This is a genomic window from Shewanella sp. 10N.286.52.C2 (assembly GCF_002874545.1).
In the GTDB taxonomy this organism is placed as follows: Bacteria; Pseudomonadota; Gammaproteobacteria; order Enterobacterales; family Shewanellaceae; genus Shewanella.
In genome coordinates this window covers 1-19,381 of record NZ_MCTV01000010.1, presented here as the reverse complement: position 1 = coordinate 19,381, position 19,381 = coordinate 1, and the positions used below count along the sequence as shown (strand labels likewise).

The 19,381-nt window shown below is 42.2% G+C and carries 9 protein-coding genes and 4 tRNA genes; 5 read left to right on the top strand and 8 right to left on the bottom strand.

Features of this window, described 5'->3' with window-relative positions; genetic code table 11:
• Positions 1-76: 76 nt before the first annotated feature.
• On the top strand, positions 77-2,089 hold the full coding sequence (gene rep / locus BCU94_RS04825) for a DNA helicase Rep (protein ID WP_102439733.1): 2,013 nt from the start codon (positions 77-79) through the stop codon (positions 2,087-2,089).
• Here the strand turns inward: rep and BCU94_RS04820 are convergent.
• Positions 2,079-4,751 carry a diguanylate cyclase gene (locus tag BCU94_RS04820; RefSeq protein ID WP_102475775.1) on the bottom strand — a complete coding sequence of 891 codons (2,673 nt, stop codon included), beginning with the start codon at positions 4,749-4,751 and terminating at the stop codon, positions 2,079-2,081. The genes rep and BCU94_RS04820 overlap by 11 nt on opposite strands.
• 207 nt (positions 4,752-4,958) lie before the next feature.
• Here BCU94_RS04820 and BCU94_RS04815 point away from each other — a divergent pair.
• From BCU94_RS04815 to BCU94_RS04800, 4 genes are all read left to right on the top strand, one after another.
• A tRNA-Arg gene (locus BCU94_RS04815) sits at positions 4,959-5,035 on the top strand.
• 40 nt (positions 5,036-5,075) lie between these two features.
• Positions 5,076-5,151, top strand: a tRNA-His gene (locus BCU94_RS04810).
• Between the two features lie 43 nt (positions 5,152-5,194).
• Positions 5,195-5,271, top strand: a tRNA-Pro gene (locus tag BCU94_RS04805).
• Between the two features lie 162 nt (positions 5,272-5,433).
• Positions 5,434-5,510 (top strand) — tRNA-Pro (locus BCU94_RS04800).
• A gap of 217 nt (positions 5,511-5,727) precedes the next feature.
• On the opposite strand, the gene BCU94_RS04795 is transcribed toward BCU94_RS04800, so the two are convergent.
• From BCU94_RS04795 to BCU94_RS04765, 7 genes are all read right to left on the bottom strand, one after another.
• Entirely contained in the window at positions 5,728-7,650 is a 1,923-nt protein-coding gene (locus tag BCU94_RS04795; protein ID WP_102439731.1) for an EAL domain-containing protein, read from the bottom strand.
• 5 nt (positions 7,651-7,655) lie between these two features.
• Positions 7,656-8,294: a transglutaminase-like cysteine peptidase gene (locus BCU94_RS04790; protein WP_102475774.1), complete on the bottom strand. Its 639-nt coding sequence runs from the start codon at positions 8,292-8,294 to the stop codon at positions 7,656-7,658.
• A gap of 99 nt (positions 8,295-8,393) precedes the next feature.
• Entirely contained in the window at positions 8,394-8,990 is a 597-nt protein-coding gene (locus tag BCU94_RS04785; protein ID WP_102439735.1) for an OmpA family protein, read from the bottom strand.
• Complete coding sequence (locus BCU94_RS04780; protein WP_102439729.1) at positions 8,990-10,411, bottom strand: TolC family outer membrane protein; 1,422 nt, start codon at positions 10,409-10,411, stop codon at positions 8,990-8,992. Before BCU94_RS04780 ends, BCU94_RS04785 begins: the two co-directional genes overlap by 1 nt.
• A 25-nt stretch (positions 10,412-10,436) precedes the next feature.
• Positions 10,437-11,819: an HlyD family type I secretion periplasmic adaptor subunit gene (locus tag BCU94_RS04775; protein ID WP_102439728.1), complete on the bottom strand. Its 1,383-nt coding sequence runs from the start codon at positions 11,817-11,819 to the stop codon at positions 10,437-10,439.
• Entirely contained in the window at positions 11,819-13,993 is a 2,175-nt protein-coding gene (locus tag BCU94_RS04770) for a type I secretion system permease/ATPase (RefSeq protein ID WP_102475773.1), read from the bottom strand. Before BCU94_RS04770 ends, BCU94_RS04775 begins: the two co-directional genes overlap by 1 nt.
• A 90-nt stretch (positions 13,994-14,083) precedes the next feature.
• Positions 14,084-19,381 (bottom strand): Ig-like domain-containing protein (locus tag BCU94_RS04765; protein WP_133149781.1); only part of this gene is annotated, 5,298 nt, incomplete at its 5' end.

The window sequence follows — 19,381 nt, the reverse complement described above, 5'->3', positions numbered from 1 at the left end:
ATATTTTTAATTGCAGCTTGGCGGTTTCTGGTATGATCACGATCCTTTTATTTTCGTTATTGGTGATCTAGTTAGCATGAAGTTAAATCCTGGGCAAAATGATGCCGTTCACTATGTTTCTGGACCTTGCTTGGTTTTAGCGGGGGCGGGTAGTGGTAAAACTCGGGTAATTATTAACAAAATTGCATACTTAGTTGAAAAGTGTGGCTACAAGGCGCGCAATATTGCTGCCGTGACCTTTACCAATAAAGCCGCCCGTGAGATGAAAGAGCGTGTCTCGCAGTCAATGGGGCGTAAAGAAGCTCGCGGTTTGTGGATTTCAACCTTCCATACCTTAGGCTTAGAAATTCTTAAACGTGAATATAAAGTGGTGGGCTTAAAAGCTGGCTTCTCACTGTTTGATGACCAAGACACCTTTGCATTATTAAAAGAGCTCACAGAAGATGAGCTTGAAGAAGATAAAGACCTCATCAAAGCGCTTGCTAGCGCCATTTCAAACTGGAAAGGTGATTTAGTCGTACCTGATCAAGCGCTCAAACGTGGCGGTGACGAACAAACTCAATTATTTGCCAAGCTTTATCAGCGCTATGCCCAGCAAATGAAAGCCTACAATGCGCTGGATTTTGACGATCTGATTTTATTGCCGACGTTATTGTTGCGTCATAATGAAGAAGTAAGAACCCGCTGGCAGACCCGTATTCAATACTTGCTGGTGGATGAGTATCAAGATACTAATACTAGCCAATATGAGCTGGTGAAGCTGTTAGTTGGCGAGCGTGCGCGATTTACCGTGGTAGGTGATGACGATCAATCGATTTATTCATGGCGTGGTGCTAAACCGCAAAATTTGGTGTTACTAGGGAAAGATTTTCCGCAACTGCGCTTGATTAAGCTAGAGCAAAATTATCGCTCTAGCCAACGTATTTTACGTGCGGCCAATATCTTAATTGCTAATAACCCCCATGTGTATGAAAAAACCTTATTCAGTGAGCTAGCCTATGGTGAGCCGCTTAGGGTGCTATTTGCTGCCAATGAAGAGCAAGAAGCAGAGCGGGTGGTAGCGGAGATTATTCGTCACAAATTCGTTGGCCGTACTCAGTTTGGTGATTATGCCATCTTGTATCGGGGTAACCATCAATCGCGGTTATTAGAACGTGCATTAATGACTAACCGCATTCCTTATAAGCTTTCAGGTGGCACTTCGTTTTTTGCACGCGCAGAAATTAAAGACATTATGGCTTACCTGCGCTTGGTGGTGAATCCAGATGATGATAATGCCTTCCTAAGGGTTGTTAACCTTCCTAAACGTGGTATTGGCCCTGCAACACTGGAGCGTTTAGGCAGTTATGCCAATGAAAAGCACATCTCGTTATTTGAAGCGATTTTTCAAGCTGAGCTAAACCATCATCTGTCGCCAGCGGCAATGGGGTCGTTATATCAGTTTGGTAAATTCATAGTCGATACCGGCGAAGTGGCTAGCCGCGGCGAACCGGTAGACGCCATTAAGCAGCTTATTCGTAAAATTAACTACGAAGATTATTTGTATGAAACCAGCACCAGCGCTAAAGCAGCTGAAATGCGGATGAAGAATATTTCAGAGCTGTATAAATGGGTGACTCAAATGCTTGAAGGTGATGATTTGGACGAACCAATGACCTTACCTGAAGTCGTTACCCGTTTGACCTTGCGTGACATGATGGAACGTAACCAAGAGGATGAAGGCGGCGATCAAGTACAGCTGATGACCCTACATGCATCGAAAGGCCTCGAATACCCTTATGTGTTTATGGTGGGCACCGAAGAGCGCATCTTGCCGCATCAGTCGAGTATTGATGAAGACAATGTCGATGAAGAGCGCCGACTCGCTTATGTGGGGATCACCCGAGCACAGAAAGAATTATGGTTTACTATGTGTCGTGAACGGCGCCAGTTTGGTGAAACCATGCGCTGTGAGCCAAGCCGTTTTTTGATGGAACTGCCTCAAGATGACTTGATTTGGGAAAACCGTAAACCAAAGCAAACTGAGCAAGAAAGGCTGCAAACCGGTAAAAGCAATATCGCTAACTTGCGAGATATGTTTAAGAAGTAAGCTTAGCTAACTGACACTCCGCACCTTGTTGGGTGTCAGCTATTTTCTCTAACTGCGTTTTTATACAGATGTCGTTAGCAGAGAATAAGCGCCCTTGACCTTGGTAGTACCCCAGCTGTCGTAACGCTGTGAGTTGTTCGTCAGTATTAACTCCATCAGCAAACATTTCAAACCCTAAGGTCGATGCAATGAGGCAATATGCTTTAGCCAATTGCAATTGTTTGCTATTCAGTAAATGTTGGCTTGCATCAGCATCCAGTTTAAGGGCTTTTATTGGCAAAAAGCTGAGGCTGCTTAACGAGCTATAACCTGTGCCATAACCATTAATGCCGATATTAACCTCAAGCTCAGTTAAAGTATCAAAGGCCGTGATATGGTTTTTTCGGTCTTTAACGAAGGCTTTTTCATGGAAAAACACCCATAAATGGCTTGGACTGATTTGGCTATTTTTGATGGTGTTTTTTAAGCTTCGTAAGTCGTATTTCAACTTAATATGCTTGCTTGATAGTGACATGTGAATTTGTGGCGCGTGGCCCAGGGTGTCAGTTAACGCCTTATAGCCACTATCGATATATTTAAATATATAGTCATCAAAAATGGTGATAGTTTGGGTTTTACTCGCCAATGACTGCAGTTGTTGGTGACTGATACTACCATGTGTAGCGTGTTGCCAAGAGGCTATGGGCTCATAAGCCAAAATGCTCAGACCATCAAAATCGACCACGGGGATTAAATTAACATTTATATGGTGATTTTCTAATGCCTGCTGGAAGTCCTGCTCTAATTCCACTCTTTGATTAAAGTGTTGCTCAATGTGCTGATCAAACACCACATAACAACCTTTACCTTTGGCTTTTGCCTGATACATAGCAGTGTCAGCATGACGTAAAATAGACTCGCTGTCATAGGAGGTGTTCTTTGCGCTATAAGCCACGCCAATACTAGCGCCGGAGATTACCTGTTGGCTGGTTAATGTAAACGGCTGAGCGATGGCTTTAAGTATGCGTTCACTGACATCTTCAGCATCTTGTTTACGATGAATTGAGTCTAGCAGTATCACAAATTCATCACCGCCTAAACGTGCAAGGGTATCGTTATCACGGATACACGCTTTTAATCTTTTTGAGGTTTCAATTAAAAATCGATCCCCTTCTAAATGACCTAAAGTATCGTTAATTTGTTTAAAGCCATCTAAGTCGATAAACAATAATGCACATTGTTCATTTTTATTACGCCTAAGATGTTTAATGGTTTGGGATAAGCGCTCCATAAAGAAGCTACGATTGGGTAAGCCGGTTAAATTATCATGTTTGGCATCAAAGACTAATTGGGCTTCGATCTTTTTACGCTGCATAATTTGTCGCTGCAAATTGTCATTCATTTCAGCGATAGCATGGGTGCGCTTTTGGACTTTGTCTTCTAATAATTCATGACTTCTTTTTAGCTGCTCTGCGGCTAATTTCTTTTCTATGGCATTGGCAATGTGTTGTGACACAAAGGTCAGTAACTCAAGATCTTTAACCGCAAAAGAGTCGTTATTGCTTAAGCTGTATATCGTTAACCCACCGGTGACTTCACCGTGGATGAATAATGGAATACCAATCCATTGCACCATTGCGTGAGTGTGGTTTAAGTCTGGATTATGGCCGTAGATGTCACCGGCTTTAATTAATGCTTGAATATCTTGCTGGCGCAGCAGTAGCGGCTTTTTATGCTTAAGAATATATTCTGTTAGTCCATCTTGCATTGGACGAGGCTTAGGCGGCTCTGAAGCCATCTTAGAGACATAAAAGGGGAAAGAAAGCGTATTGCTTGCTTTATTAACTAAAGAGATAAAACAATTTTCTGCAGGAATAAGTTGGCTGATGATTTTGTGGATCTGTGGATAGAATACAGATTGGCTAACATCAGAGGTCGACAGATCTGCAATTTGAAACAGTGCTGATTGCAACTTTTCAGCTTTTACGCGCTCTTGTACCTCTTGTTTTACTTTTTCGTAGGCATCACTGAGCTCTTTAGTTCGCTGCACAATGGCAATTTCGAGCTCTTCATTATGACGCAAACGTTCCATTACCCCAGAGATATGGTGGCAAATAAAGCCCATTAATTCTAATTCTAATTCACCATATATGATGTCATCACTGTAGCTTTGAACAACTAATACGCCAGTGACCTTATCATTATGCTTAATTGGTACCCCTAACCATTGCAGGCAGGCTGAACCTAAGTCATCTATTTCGCCTGCTTTTACCAGTGACTCAAAACCTTGATCATCACACAATAATGGCTCGCCAGTTCTCAGTACGTAGCCAGTAATCCCCCGTTTGAGCAGCGCTGATATTTCTTCATCGGGATAAAGCTCACTTGGATGGGGATCTTTTTCATCGGCAAAAAAAGGCAAGCTAATAATACTGCTGTCGGTATCGAGTTCAGCAATAAAGAAGTTATCAGCGTGGATAAGTTTTTGCAGGTGAGAGTGAACGCCATGATAAAAAGCATCAAGGGAGATGGCGTTAGTGGCAATGTTGGAAATTTCCAGTAATGCATTTTGGATTACTTCAGCACGTTTGTATTTGCTTAGCAAACGCCTTAGTCGTGACACTCTTCTTTTGAGGTGCTCAACATTATCTGAACTAAATATGGGGAAGGTTCCCTTTTCCATAGCACGCCCTTAATTCCTTTAAGACTTTTTACTGACGTTTCAGTATATGAAACTTAACCAATAATGTGAACCAACATGAGTTTATAATTAAAAATGCTCAAAAATATCCCAATTCAGTCAAAACATGAGCAAACAGAAAAAAAATTAAAAACAAAGGTAGACGTGAAGCTGATTTATCCCTATTATGTGCGTCGCTAACCAAGGCGAGCGCCCATAGCTCAGCTGGATAGAGCGTACCCCTCCGGAGGGTAAGGCCGAAGGTTCGAATCCTTCTGGGCGCACCATTCGGTACAGTAGCTTGTTAGCAAAATTGAAAGAACAGTGGTGATTGTAGCTCAGTTGGTAGAGCCCCGGATTGTGATTCCGGTTGTCGTGGGTTCGAGCCCCATCAGTCACCCCATTCAATTTAACTTCTTTTAGAAGTGTCGTAATTGCAACATCTTCGGTGATTAGCGCAGCCCGGTAGCGCATCTCGTTTGGGACGAGAGGGTCAGAGGTTCGAATCCTCTATCACCGACCAAATTTTAGTATTCCAATTAGTGATTTATTTTGATCCTATCAGATTGGCCTACCGTATAAAAAGTTACATTCAGTGAATAGCGTTGTTGATAACGCGTCACTCACTCTTTTAGAGTGAAGCAAAGGGTTGACCTTATAAGACTTAGAATATCAGTAAAAATTTCGGTGATTAGCGCAGCCCGGTAGCGCATCTCGTTTGGGACGAGAGGGTCAGAGGTTCGAATCCTCTATCACCGACCACATTTAACAAAAAAGCCACTCAATGAGTGGCTTTTTTGTATTTCAAATAAACACCTTGTGCAGCATCATCCCTTTTAGCTACTCCCTTGTTACCTCAATGGTTGGTACGTTTAGTTAGTATCGCTGGGTTTGTTATACATTAATGCAGGTTACAGATAATAAAAAACCACATTTGCATGTGGTTTTTTGGGTATGAATTACCTTATTGGTGGATAAATTAAATGTTGATGGAAACCGGTGGTGAAATAAAGCCTTGGTAAGCATCAAGTCGCATGGAGGCAAAACGTTCTAGCTGTGTTTGCTGCTGTATTCCGGTGACTATGACTTGAATATCTAAGCCTTTGGCCACATTCGATAAGGCTCTACATAGCTCAATATTGTGTTGGTCATCTTCCATATAGGCAAAGGATTGATCCAGTTTGACATAACTTGGGCGCAGGCTTTGTAAATAGGCCATTGAACCAAATTGACGGCCGAAATGATCAATACCAAATGTTGCCCCGTTATCACGAATAATATGGCATAACTTTTCACAGTTTTCTAAATCACTATAAACACTGGCTTCAGGTATATCAAAACAGATCCTTTCAGGGAAATTGCAATGACGTAAAAACTGCTGCAACCAAGTGTGAAAATGAATATCACTAATACTTTGAAAGGTGAGGTTAATAGCGAGTGGCTCATAATTTCGCTCTAAAAGTCGGTTTTCTACCACAGTTTCAATTAAACATTGATCCAGCAAGGTGCCTAATGACAATAACTCAACATAAGGCATAAATTGACCTGCGTGTTGCAATTTGTCGTCGACGGTAAGTTGGCAGTAAACTTCCCGCTGGCATACCTCTTTTTTGCGATTGAGCAAAATAGGCTGCCATCTGAACTGGAATTTTTTATTTCGAATCGCATCGGTGAGATTAGTGCGCCATTGCTCACGGCTAAATAATTGTTGTTCGTCGGTTTCAAACCAATGAAACACTTTATTGTCTTTTAGTGACTGCTGCAGTGCATTGTCAGCTTGGGCTAAAATATCACTGACGGTCATTTGACCAATGCGCTCTGCAACACCAATCGCAAAGCCTTCGTTGGGCTTACAACCTGCTTTTGATATTTCCTTATTAAGGGTTCTGAGTAAGGTTTGTAAGTATTTAGTTAGCTGTTCATGTTCAACATCGGCGATCAAAAAAGCAAATTCATAGGCGGCAATACGGCCAATAACAGAAGGTGCTACCTCATCTAAATGGTGCTGCAGCTTTTGTGACAGCAATTTAATGGTTTCATCACGTACTTGATAACCATATTTACTGTGCACTGTTTCTAACCAGTCAAATTTGGCTAAGAATATTGCTCCACTGCTAGGCTCTGCTAACCAGCCATTAATTCGACTGACCATATATTGTCGATTTGGCAGCCCTGAAACCTGGTCGACGAGGTTTTTCTTACGTAGGGCTGAGACTTCTTCATCCAGTGAGTTAAATACCTGTTTAAGTTGTGCCGACATGCTATTAAATGCACTTACTAACTCTTGCAGCTCTTTAGTTTTAGGCATTGGCATATCAGGTCCAAACTGCTGATTAGCCACTTTTTTTGCATGAATTGAAAGGTCGTGTAACGGTTTTAAAATAAAGCCTAAGCCAAAGCGAGCGCAGACGATAGCCAATAAAAATAGAATGGAAAAAATGATAATGGTATTAGAAATAATCCGCCACAGTTCATGGTAGCCAAACCCAGGGTGAGCGGTAATTTCTATTTTAGCTAATTGCAGCCAGCCTGAGGTTAAGACAGTCTCTTTGGTGATGCTTTTAAATAGCTCAAGGTCAATAAACCACTGCGGTACACCGTCGATTCTGATGGCGTTATTCCACACTTGTTGCTTACCATCAACCAGCCAAGTGAGTTTAATTTGCTGGTAATAACCGCCTTCAAATATCACATTGACTAGGGTTTCTGCGCCAACATCATCACCATTTTCAAGGGCAGGGACGAGCATAATACCAAGGGAATGACTGGCATTATTTAAATCTGATTCCATCTGCTTACTCAAGAAACTTTGGGTCTCAGTAAACTGCACGTAACCTAAGCTGATCACCACCAGTAAAAATAAACCAAAAAGTAACGCATAGATTTGACGAAAGAGGGTCATCTTGGTCACTGCTCCATTTTTTGTTTGGGTTGACGCAAGCGGTCGATACCCAATCTAAGTTTTAAATCATTCCATTTTTCAAGACGTGACGAGGAGCCAGCAAGCACACCTCGGCCTTTTTCTTTGTTGAGCCATAACTGTTTACCATTAAAACTATAAACAGGTATTAAATCATTTCTCATTGTCGCGGGTTTTATTATCGGGTCTAGATTGTCTAAAACCAGTGGTACCGCGCCTGGTGTTTCATAGTAAGCTAGCACCATGTGGTACTGGTTTACTGTTTTGGCTTTTACCATGGTAATTCTGAGTTTATCTTCAGGTATACCAACTTGGAGTAAGGTAAAGTATTTAGCGATAGAAAAATCTTCGCAATCACCAGCATTGACCCCAATAAACTCCATCGGAGAAGCCCAATAATTAGACTCGCCCCATAAGGCTTTATCGTCAACAAACTTAAATAAGTTAAAGAAACGGTTAACCTTTTCTAGCCTGGCAAGCTCATCAAGTTGCGGTGCTTCATTGATGATTTTGAACCAAGCTGTGGCGCGTTTTCCAGCTCTTTCACCGTAATGCTCAGTTAAAGCATTAATGGTTTTTTTTGCATCAATTTGCGCTGGTGGCGCGGCAAAAAGCCCCGATACCATCAAAGCAGATGCTAGCAGTGAATAATGACAACATTGTTTTATACGTTCTAACCTCGAACGGCCATTATCAGGCAACTGTTAGCACCTCAATGACAATTTTTACTGATCAACAGTATAAATGTGCCACTTCATATCTGTTTTTGAATCATCGCCAGTCACTTCAGCAATAACCCGGCGGTTAGCCTCATTAGCCTCGGCTGAGTCAGATTCATCAATAGGTCTATCGTAGCTATAGCCAATGGCATTGAGCCTTGACGGATTAATAGCAAAAGTGTCAGCTAATATTTGGGTAACGTTTTGTGCTCTGGCTTGAGATAAGTGTAGATTATGCTCATAGCTACCGGTTTTACTGCAATGGCCTTCAATGGTGACATTGGTGCTAGGGTACAGCTTCATTAATTGCGCAATTTGTTCAATTTGCTGATAAAAGCGTGGGTTAATGTCTGCTGAGTCATTTTCAAACAGAATGTGTAACTCCTGGCGCTCATTAATTTTGCTTACGGTGGCGCAGCCATAATTGTCGATATCAGCACCAATGACCGTTTCTAAGCAGCGCTCACGGGCCATAATCACACCGTCATTATCATTATCATTAAGATCAAACTCTTGTTGCGTGGCCGTATCCATAGTGACAATGTCTCGCATCGAACAGCCAGTCGCTAAGCTTATTACAAGTAGCAAAAACAAATATTTCATCATCTTACTCCACCTTCATAATCACGTTCACCTTGCCAAATATCTGGACGTGTGACCCGCAACGAGTCAAGCAATCTACCCGTTGCATTTAGCAGCCGATATTTGGCCGCCGTTTCGTCAAACTCAGTTTGCAGGTAATCTTTACGGGCTTGAAACAGCTCATTTTCAGTATCGAGTAAATCCAGCAAGCTACGTTGGCCTAAATTAAACTGTTGAGAATAAGCTACTTGGGTATCTTTAGAGGCAATCACATGGTCGCGAATATAGCGTTTTTGCGGTGCTAGCATCTCATAAGCATTCCAAGATAAATGCACCCCTTCAATAACTTGGCGATGTGCCCGTTGACGAATTTCTTTGGCCTCATTGATTTTGTAAGCAGCTTCCTTTTCCCGTGCGAGATCTTTACCACCTGAGAAAAGGTTGTATTTAACTCGTACCATGCCGACTAAATCGTTATTATGGCCGCCGACATTAGGGTTGAGAGCACTGCCAGTGCCGTAACCATCTTCACCATCTACATCATTATTCCAATTACCATTTAATTCTAATGAGAACTTTGGATAGTAATTTGACTGCGCTGATTTTCGTTCTTTATCTGCGGCGTTAATATCGCTATTGGCAGATTTAAGGATCGGATGATTTTCTTGGGCCATCAGCACGCTTTCAGCGATATTATCAGGCATCAAATCCATATCTGGCACTGGTGCAACTAAGTTATCAGGTTCTTTTTCGACAATACGAATATACTGTGCTTTCGCATCTAATAGGTTATTTTTAGCTGCCATAACATTAGCGTTAGCACGAGCTAATCGACCTGATATTTGCGATAAATCAGCAATGGAGCCTAAGCCTGATTCGGTGCGCTGCTTAATTTGGTCGTATATTTCTTCATGACTTCTGAGGTTTTTTTCCGATAACACTAATAGCTGCTCAGCTTTAATGTAATTGGTGTAAACCTTACTTACTTCTAAAGCGATATCTTCAGCAGCGGCAAATAATGCCCACTGTTCAGCACTGGCTTCAAATGAGTAGCGATCAACTTCACTGCTGGTATAGAAGCCGTCAAATAACATCTGTTTGATGCTAAAACCTGCTTCACCACGTTCGAGCTCCATAACGCCATCATCTAAATTATCGTTACCAGGCTGGCTTTTACGTCGGGTTGAGGGGCTGTCCGTTTGCTCCCAACCATAGGCGCCGGTTAAATCAACTGTTGGCATATAACCTGCCACAGCTTGATTAACTTGCTCCTCACGGGCTTTAAAGCGATTAAAGGCAATACGCAACTCTGGATTAGTATCCAAAGTATGGGCGACAGCTTGTTCTAACGATTGCGCGTTTAGAGTAGGTACTGCAAAAAATGCAGACATTGCCAATGCCAAAATACTCAACTTACGACACTGGGTTATATTCAATTTCATGTAAAAAACCCTCCAGGTTTTTTGTTTAATTCTCTCGAAGTGCAGTTTCTTTAGCCCTTAAAATAGGGTTTAAAATATACTCAAGGATTGTTCTTTGTCCGGTTATTACGTCTACTGAGGTAAGCATTCCCGGAATAATTGGCATCTGTGTGCCATCTTTTTTTATCAAATTTGATTCTTTGGTTCGTACTCGGATGGTATAAAAGCTGTTGCCTTCTTCATCTAAACTGGTATCGGCACTAATGTGCTCTACGGTGCCTTTGAGGCCGCCGTAGCGGGTAAAGTCATAAGCGGTCACTTTGACGATTGCGGGTAATCCTGGGTGTAAAAATGCAATATCTTGTGGGGTTATCTTAGTCTCAATCAGTAGCTGATCTTCTGATGGCACAATTTCAATAATCTCTTCACCTGGTTGTACCACACCCCCTAAGGTATTCATGTGTAGGGTTTTAATGGTGCCGTTAACGGGTGAGGTAATAATGGCTTTGCTGATCTTATCGAACGCGCCTATTTGCGCTTGGTTCATCCTAGATAGCTTAGTTTGCATTTCATTTAATTGGGCGCGTAAATCAGCAGCGTAAACAAATACCGCCTCACGGCGTTTAAGGATAGCTTCATCCATAGTGGCTTTTAATTTAGGCCGCAGTAGACGTAAGGTTTTAAGCTCACCTTGAATGTCATTAACAGTACGTTCAAGTTTTAATAGCTCAACTTCTGGAACGATACCTTTTTGTGCTAGGGGTTTAGTGAGTTCTAATTCCCGTGAAATCAGCTGATAGCTTTTGGTTAGGGTGATAATTTTAGAGCTTAACTCTTCAGTTTCTTGTTGGCGCTGCTGAATTTGGCGCACCAAAATTTCTAACTGATTGCTGAGATTATCTAAACGGCCGCTGTATTCAGCTTGTTGGTTTTTAACTAAGTTAGGCTCATCATTGATAATCTCATCAGGAAAAACTAATGGCTGCTTCGTGATTTTAACTTGCTCGCGCCAGTTTGAAGACATGTCAGAAATAACAATACTATCTAGCTCGGTTCGCAGGCGGATCACATTAGTTTGTAAGCTATAAACCTCTTGTTCTTGTTGAGCGAAATCTGAGCGGAAGCGAATGTCATCAATTTTGACTAATGGCTGACCTTTGGTGACTATCATGCCTTCTTGGACATAGATTTCTTGTAGTACGCCACCATCCAAACTATCAATGAGTTGCACTTGGGAAGAGGGGATAACTTTGCCCATTCCTGAAGTTACCTGATCTAATTCAGAAAAATAGGCCCAAATAAAGAAGCAGATAAACATGGCCGCAATTGACCAAATGATTAGGTGATGACCACGTGGTGACTCGGTCATCATGGCACCATAAACATCATCGACCATGTCTAAATCATGGTTAGAGAGCTTGTTAGTCATTAACTGCGCCCTCCTGCAAGTAAGCCATTATTGAGTTTTTCAAGCACGCGATCTTTGGGGCCATCGGCAACAATATGGCCCTTATCAAGTACGATAATGCGATCAACTAAACGTAATAAGTGCATCTTATGGGTGATCAGTAATAAAGTGCGGTCTTTACTGACATGCTCCATTGAGCGAATAAACTGTTTTTCAGCGCGAGCATCTAAACTGGCTGTTGGTTCATCCATTAATAAGATGGGCGGGTCATTTAAGGTTGCTCTTGCTAATGCAACGGTTTGACGTTGCCCTCGGCTTAATGACAAGCCGCCTTCACCTACTTGCTGATCTAAACCTTCAGACTCAAGGTTAGTAAACATACTGACCCCAGAAAGCTGCACTGCACGAATAAGTTGATGCTCTGTCACCTGACGGGTGCCAAAAAGAATATTATCTTTAATAGAACCATGAAAAAGGGTCACATCTTGGGGCAAATAGCCGAAATTTTTACGTAAATCACTGGGGTGAATTTGACCCGCATCTAAGCCATCGTAACGCAGGCTGCCTTGAGTGGGTTTATACAAGCCAACTAACAGTTTTGCTAAGGTACTTTTGCCTGAGCCATTACGGCCGATAATAGCAATACGCTCACCGGGTTTTATGTGGACGGAAAGCGGATGTAGCACAGGTCTTTCGGCTTCAGGAAAGCTGAAAGCGATGTTGTCAGCATCAATTTTACCTTGTAAGCGCTGTTTGCTAACCAAATGGCCTTTGTTTTCAAACTCTTCTTCTTGGTTCATTACCTCGTCAAGTTGGCGTAGCGAGCTTGCTGTTTGGTTGCCTCGAGTAATTAGCCCTGCAAGTTGCGCCATCGGTGAGATTGCGCGGCTTGAAAGCATCACCGCTGCGATAATGCCGCCCATTGAGATAGCATTATCAGCCACCCGATACACCCCAAGGATCACCACGCAGACGACGGTAAGCTGCACAATAAAGTTAGCCACATTACTGACGGCATTAGTGAGTTTTTTAGATTTAAGCTGCCAGTTAGCGGTGTGGCCTATCATCTGCTGCCAACTTTTTTGTACTAGGCCTTCTGCGCCATTAGCTTTAATGGACTCTAATGCCGTTAAGCTTTCAATCAAATGGCCGTGCTTGAGGCTTGAAAAGCGGTTACTTTCTTCAATTGCGGCCTTAAGTTTTGGTTGGATGTAGAACGTAAAGCCGATAATGATAATCCCCCCAAGAACTGGGATAACCGCTAGGTCGCCGGCAACAATATAAATAATGGTGACAAACAGTATGGCGAACGGAAGGTCCACTAAGGTGGTGATGGTTGCAGAGGTTAAAATTTCTCGAATACTGTCAAATTCACTTAATTGCCTTGCCATGCCGCCCACGCTAGGGGAGCGTTTTGATAGTGGAATCCCAATTGCTTTGGCAAATAATTTTGAAGAAACAATGATATCGACTTTTTTACCTGCAACATCAATTAAGTAGCTGCGTAACTGACGTAAAATAAGATCAAATAAATAGGCAATCCCTGCGCCAATGGCGAGTACCCATAATGACTCAAAGGCTAAATTCGGTACCACTTTATCGTATACATTCATGATGAATAATGGTGATACCAATGCGAATAAGTTAACTAGCACAGATGCAATCAGGGCATCTCGATAGATGGGTGCTGAGTCTTTAATGCTTTGTAGTAACCAGTGAGTACTATTATCGTGAATGTGAACATCAAAGCTGTTATCGCCACGAAACTCTTGTTTAACTAAAAATAGATAACCCACATAAAGGGTTTCTAGTTCTTCAATGGTGAGAACTTCTTCTCCACCGGTTTCGGGTAATTGAATGGTTGCTTTGTCAGCATCGATATCAAGGCTATGTAATATGCAGGCTTTTTTATCTTTAAGCAGTAAAATACAAGGCAGTAAAATAGCTGATATTTGATTAAGATCTTTACGGGTTAATTTAGCTGACAAACCACCACGCGAGGCAGCTTGCGGTAGTAAATCTGGAGTGATGTTAGCGCCAGTTAATGGTAAGCCTGCCGCAAGTGAGTCACTTGAGCATGGCGAACCAAAATGTTCAGTCATTAAGACTAAGCAATCAAGTAATGGATCAACAGTGGTCCGTTGGGACGCTGAAATAGTCCACTGTTCTTGATTGTTTGATGCAGTTGCTGGCACCTAATGCTTATCCTTTAGAATTATTGTTATAAAAGTAACTACCTTGTTAGCGCCGTTATGATACAACGTGACGCCAACAAAGTGTTGTATTTATGGAATAATATTTTCATCACTTTGTATCTGGAATATGCCTGTAGCTTGATTACTAGCTACGGCAGCACTTTCATCTGCAGCAGAGTCAATAATTAACGCCCCATCTGCTAACAGACCACTAATAACAACACCCTCATCAGTGGTGCCATAATTGCTATTATCAGATAAATCTACCCCATCGAGTACAATGACTTGATCAACACTATTGTTGTCATTGGCATCTATGGTGATCGTGGTATTACCATCAGCAAAAGAGATGCTTAAGAAGTCTGTTAGGGTGTCAGTATCTTCCCCTTGCAATAAGTCACTCAAATCTAATTTGTCAGCGTTGATGTCAAAACCACTAATGGTGTCGGTGCCAATATCATTAGCTGACCAGGTGTAAGTATCATCACCTTCGCCGCCAATGAGTAAATCATCACCTAAACCACCGATTAACAGGTCATCGCCTTCACCGCCAATGAGCAAGTCGTTACCACTGCCACCGATTAGTACATCGTCGCCAGCGCCGCCATCTAAGACACTATCAGAGACATATATCTGACCAGTTGAACCACTTTGTCCATCGCTAATATAGGTTGCTGTTTGAGTTGAACCATCACTGAGGGTAATTGTGAATGTGGCGGCTTGCGCTGCTAGATCACTACCATTATCAGAACCAAGGCTATCAGTATCGAATGCAAACCAGAATGAATCTCCTTCAGTGAAGTCTCCATTACTAAAGTTCATGGTTAATACCGAATTATCATTAGTCATGGCAGCAAAAATATCATTAGCTGAATCAGTAATACCAACCGAGTCACTACCAACAGCTATTGTCGTGTCACTGATATCAAATTCTGCATTTGTATCTGTGCCTGCTCTTAAATCAATTTGAATCTGAGTAATTGATAAACCTGCGGCAAGTGCAGCGACTTGGAATCCGAATTGGTTAGTCGCATTATAAGTGTCACCCGCTCTTACAGTGGCATTAACAATGGCTTGCGTACCGCCGCTATTGGTTGAATTTGCAATGATGATATCGTTTTCATGGGTGCCTGTAAGTGTGGTTGAATTTTGATAATCAACGGTAACTTCAGCACTGTCAGATGCACCATTGCCTTCAAGGGTGTAATTAAAGTTATCGCCATCATTGGCAGCATTTACAGTAACGACGCCATTGGATAAGCTCGCGCCACCGTCAACGGAGGTTATAGCCGCAGAACTTGGCGTTGCGTCTCCATGAGTTAGATAGGCTGTATCAATATTGAGTGTTGAACCATCAGCCTGATTAGTAATGATATTATTTACGTTTGCATCAAGTCCGGCATAGTAATCAAGTTCAATAACCAAAGAGAGTGAATTGCTATCTCCGTCATTATCCAGAATTTCAATGTCTATGTTTTCTTGTTGATTGAGAATATTTTCATCAACATCAATGAAGTAGTTATATACGCCTGTTTCAAAATCTATGGTAAATGTGCCACCAAAACTTGTGGTGAGTACTTGCTCAGGATTAGCAGGGTCATAATTGTAGGTGGCACCCCCTAAGGTGATGCTATCAACACGGCCGCCATCGGCGCCGATTAATACGCCAGTGGTGCTATCTCCCGTTATGATGCCTAAGTCTCCAACAATCGTACTGTTATCGAAATAGTTAAGAATGGTAGTAGTAAGGTCGTCTGCGTCGTCTACGACAATGGCATATTCTTCATTACCATTTATTTCAGGGTAAGCAATAGGCAGCAGCTCATCTAAGCTGGCATTGCCAATACCGATTCCGAAAGAAATATCATAATTATCTTGAACGTAAGTTTGCCATTCAGTTTGTTGGTCCGTATCTACTTCTTGCCCAGATGATGGTACACCGTCAGAGATAAAGTAAACAAAGTTTTGATCGGCGCCAGTGGGTAAATCTCCACTATCCATAACAGTATTAATGGCTGCTGCGTAGTTAGTACCGCCATTTGCGACTAAGCTGTTTAAGTAATTAATCGCGCCATCAATATCATCCAGTAACCAACCAGAGTTTGCGGTCCCGCTTGAATAAGTAATGATTTGTAAATTAACATTACCTGTTTGATCAACTTCTTTAATCAGTGCGGTGAGTGACTCAACTGCAGTTTCAAGATAGCTTTTACCATTGCCCGCCGAATTGCCCATACTGCCAGAAACATCGAGTACAAAGGTTAAGTTAGTAGTGGTAGGTTCTGCACTTGTTTGTAGATTTTGGGTTATATCATTAGCAATAGGAATATCATCAACAATGGTTATTTCAAGATTAGCGTCACTGGTAACACCACTGCTATTTTCGATAATATAATTAAAGTTTTCGAGTAAATCAGTGCCTGTGTTGTTGGTATTATTAAGTTCATATTGATAATCACCTGCACGTATACCCACTGCATCTTCGGTATAGACAGTTAATGTGCCATTAGTGGTATTGATTGTAATGATGCCATCGGATGGGCTCTGGCCTTCAATGCTGGCAATGATAGTCGAAGCACTAACGCCAGAGTCATTGTCGAATAAATTACCCGTAGCAATATGAGAATTACTGCCTTCCTCTGTACCTTGAACCAGCCCTGCTTCTGAAACGGTTTGACTGTCAGCTGTTGCAATTGGAGTAGAGTCTTGGTTTACCGTTAATGTCGCTTCAGAGGTATCTCCGTCAATATCTTCGAGAATGTAACTGAATTCTTCAGTGACGAGGACGCCGTCACCGACAGATGTCGCAGTTAAGCTGTTTAAGCCATAGTTGCCACTCGCAGATGTTAAGACAATGTATTGGAATGCGGTATTGCTAATAATGTTGATACTATTATTGGTCGTACTTCCTGTCGCCAAGACGGTAGTACCATCCGCAGCGTAGGCTGTCCAAGTGGCCTCGTCATTATTACCTACATTGGTTAATCCAATCGTCGCTTCAGTAAAGTTGCTGCCGCTGCCTAAATCTATAACCAAGGCCTCAGAGCCGCCAATGCGGCTATCATTGACACCAACTCTATTGGCATTACTGCCAACATTACTACCTGACGCAGCTAAATTGTTTAAATCTAAATTGTTAACATTATCGATGCCAGTTAGTGAAATGCCATTACCGCTTGTTAAATCACTTAAACTAAAGCTTTCAACAATTGAGTCGGTTTGGGTTGACTCATAGGTATAGCTACCGTTTTGGTTGGCAATCAAAATACCCTCGTCGGTTACGATAGTGATATTGCCATCAGCATCAAAATTGGTGTAGGTCGTGCCTTGAAAACTGAAACTTATAATTGAGGCAGCATCAGCACCAAGTTGATCTATTCCACTGCCATCAGTACCAGCACCTGTGATGACATTGCCATAGGCTGTGCCACCAAAACCAATACTATCAACATCATCAAGTGCAATAGGCGCAGTATCAACAACATCAATATTTATCGCTGTCCAGCTTGAATTGCCTGTGCCATCAGTGACTTGATAATAGAAAGTATCGACAATAACATCGCCAGAGTTATGTACTAAGCTAGGCGCTTGGTAGCTGTAGGTGCCATCAGCATTGATGGTAATCGTTCCACCTAATGTGGTTGTGAATGAGGCGCCCGCTTCGGTAGCGTCAATCTTACTTGTATCAGATGCATCAGGCGCAAAACCACTGATGGTTAAAGTCTCATTTTCAGCATCGGAATCATTGCTCACTAAATCATTGGTTGTAAATGTGAGTAACTCACTTTCTGACGTTGAGAATGAATCGCTACCTGATACAGGGTTATTATTAATCCCCACGATATTAATGGTAACGGTTGCAGTATCTACGGCACCATATTGATCGGTAATCGTGTATGTGAAAGTATCGGTATCCAATTCTCCCGCAGTTAACGAATCAAAAGCACCGTTGACATCATAGCTGTAAGTACCATCAGCATTGATAGTGACGATAGCACCACTGGTTAACGTGATTGCTTGTCCATATGTGTAGCTCGAACCATTGACATGACTAATACTGAAGCTATGACCTTGGGCATCAGTATCGTTAGCAAATAAACCTTCTGTGATATCACTAATGGTTAATATCTGATCCTCTTGAACAACATAAGCATCAACCAGTGCAGGTCCTGTGACAGTGACAGAGTCTAAGTAGTAGTCTGAGGAGTCAGTGAGATCTGGCCCTCCATTTACTTCACTAATAGTTGGTGCAGCTTCAAATACCAGCTGGTCAAATACAAGGTTGCCAGTATTAATTGTAAATGTGCCGGTTGTGCCACTAGTTGTTGAAAAGGTTTCGGTTGCGACCAATTGACCATTGTAATAAGCGTACCAAGTACCTTGCTCACCACTATTTTCATCAGCAAACATTCTAGAAACACTAAAGGTTGCTTCATTAACTAGGCCATTGAAATCAATGACAATCGCTTCTGATGTTCCTGATGCAGAATCATACTCAATCTGACTTGTAATTTGGTCTGTGGATCTTGGAGACCCATCCACACCTAATTGATTAGTGCCATCATTATAAGTCAGTGTTCCGGTGCTGCCGTCAGCATTTCTGGCGCTAATCACAAAGTCTGCTTCGCCATCAGCATTTGTAGGACTTACCCAACCGTTGGATGAGTCAGCAGTGGTTGAAAAAGTGGTCCCTACAGCATCATCGACAGCATCGACAGTGTTTAAATCGATAGTCACAATTGCAGTATCACTTAAACTACCATCAGAGGTTTTCACTGTTAAATTAAATTGAGAAGACTGCTCAGAATTAATCTGGTTAGTGTCATTTACTGAGATTACACCAGTATTTTGATCAATGATAAATGCACTATTCTCACTGGTTAAGCTTTCTGAACCATTAGATAAAACAAAGGTATAGGTCAGTGAATCACCATCGATATCAGTGTCGTTAGATGTTGTCGCTTCATCAACATCATAAATCACAGTGTCATTTGCAACAGATTCATTGATTTGAGTTTGATAATTGTTAATCACAGGGGCATCGTTCACTTCGCCCACATTGATGGTGAGCAGGCCGATGTCGCTGAGACTGCCGTCAGAGACGGTGTATTCGACGGTATCGACGCCAGTAAAGTTCAGTGGCGGTGTATAGGTGTAACTGCCATCGGCGGCGATAACAATGGTGCCGCCCTGGGTCGTGGTAAAGGTGCCCGCGGTGACGGTCAGATCATCGCCATCGACATCTAAATCATTGGCATCTAATTCTATTGTTGAGGTGAAGGCGGTGTCTTCTGTGACGTTGATTTCATCATCGACCGCGATAGGGCCGTCATTAGCGCCCACAATAGTAATGGTCACATCATGACTTGCAGTGCCATCGGCAGAGGT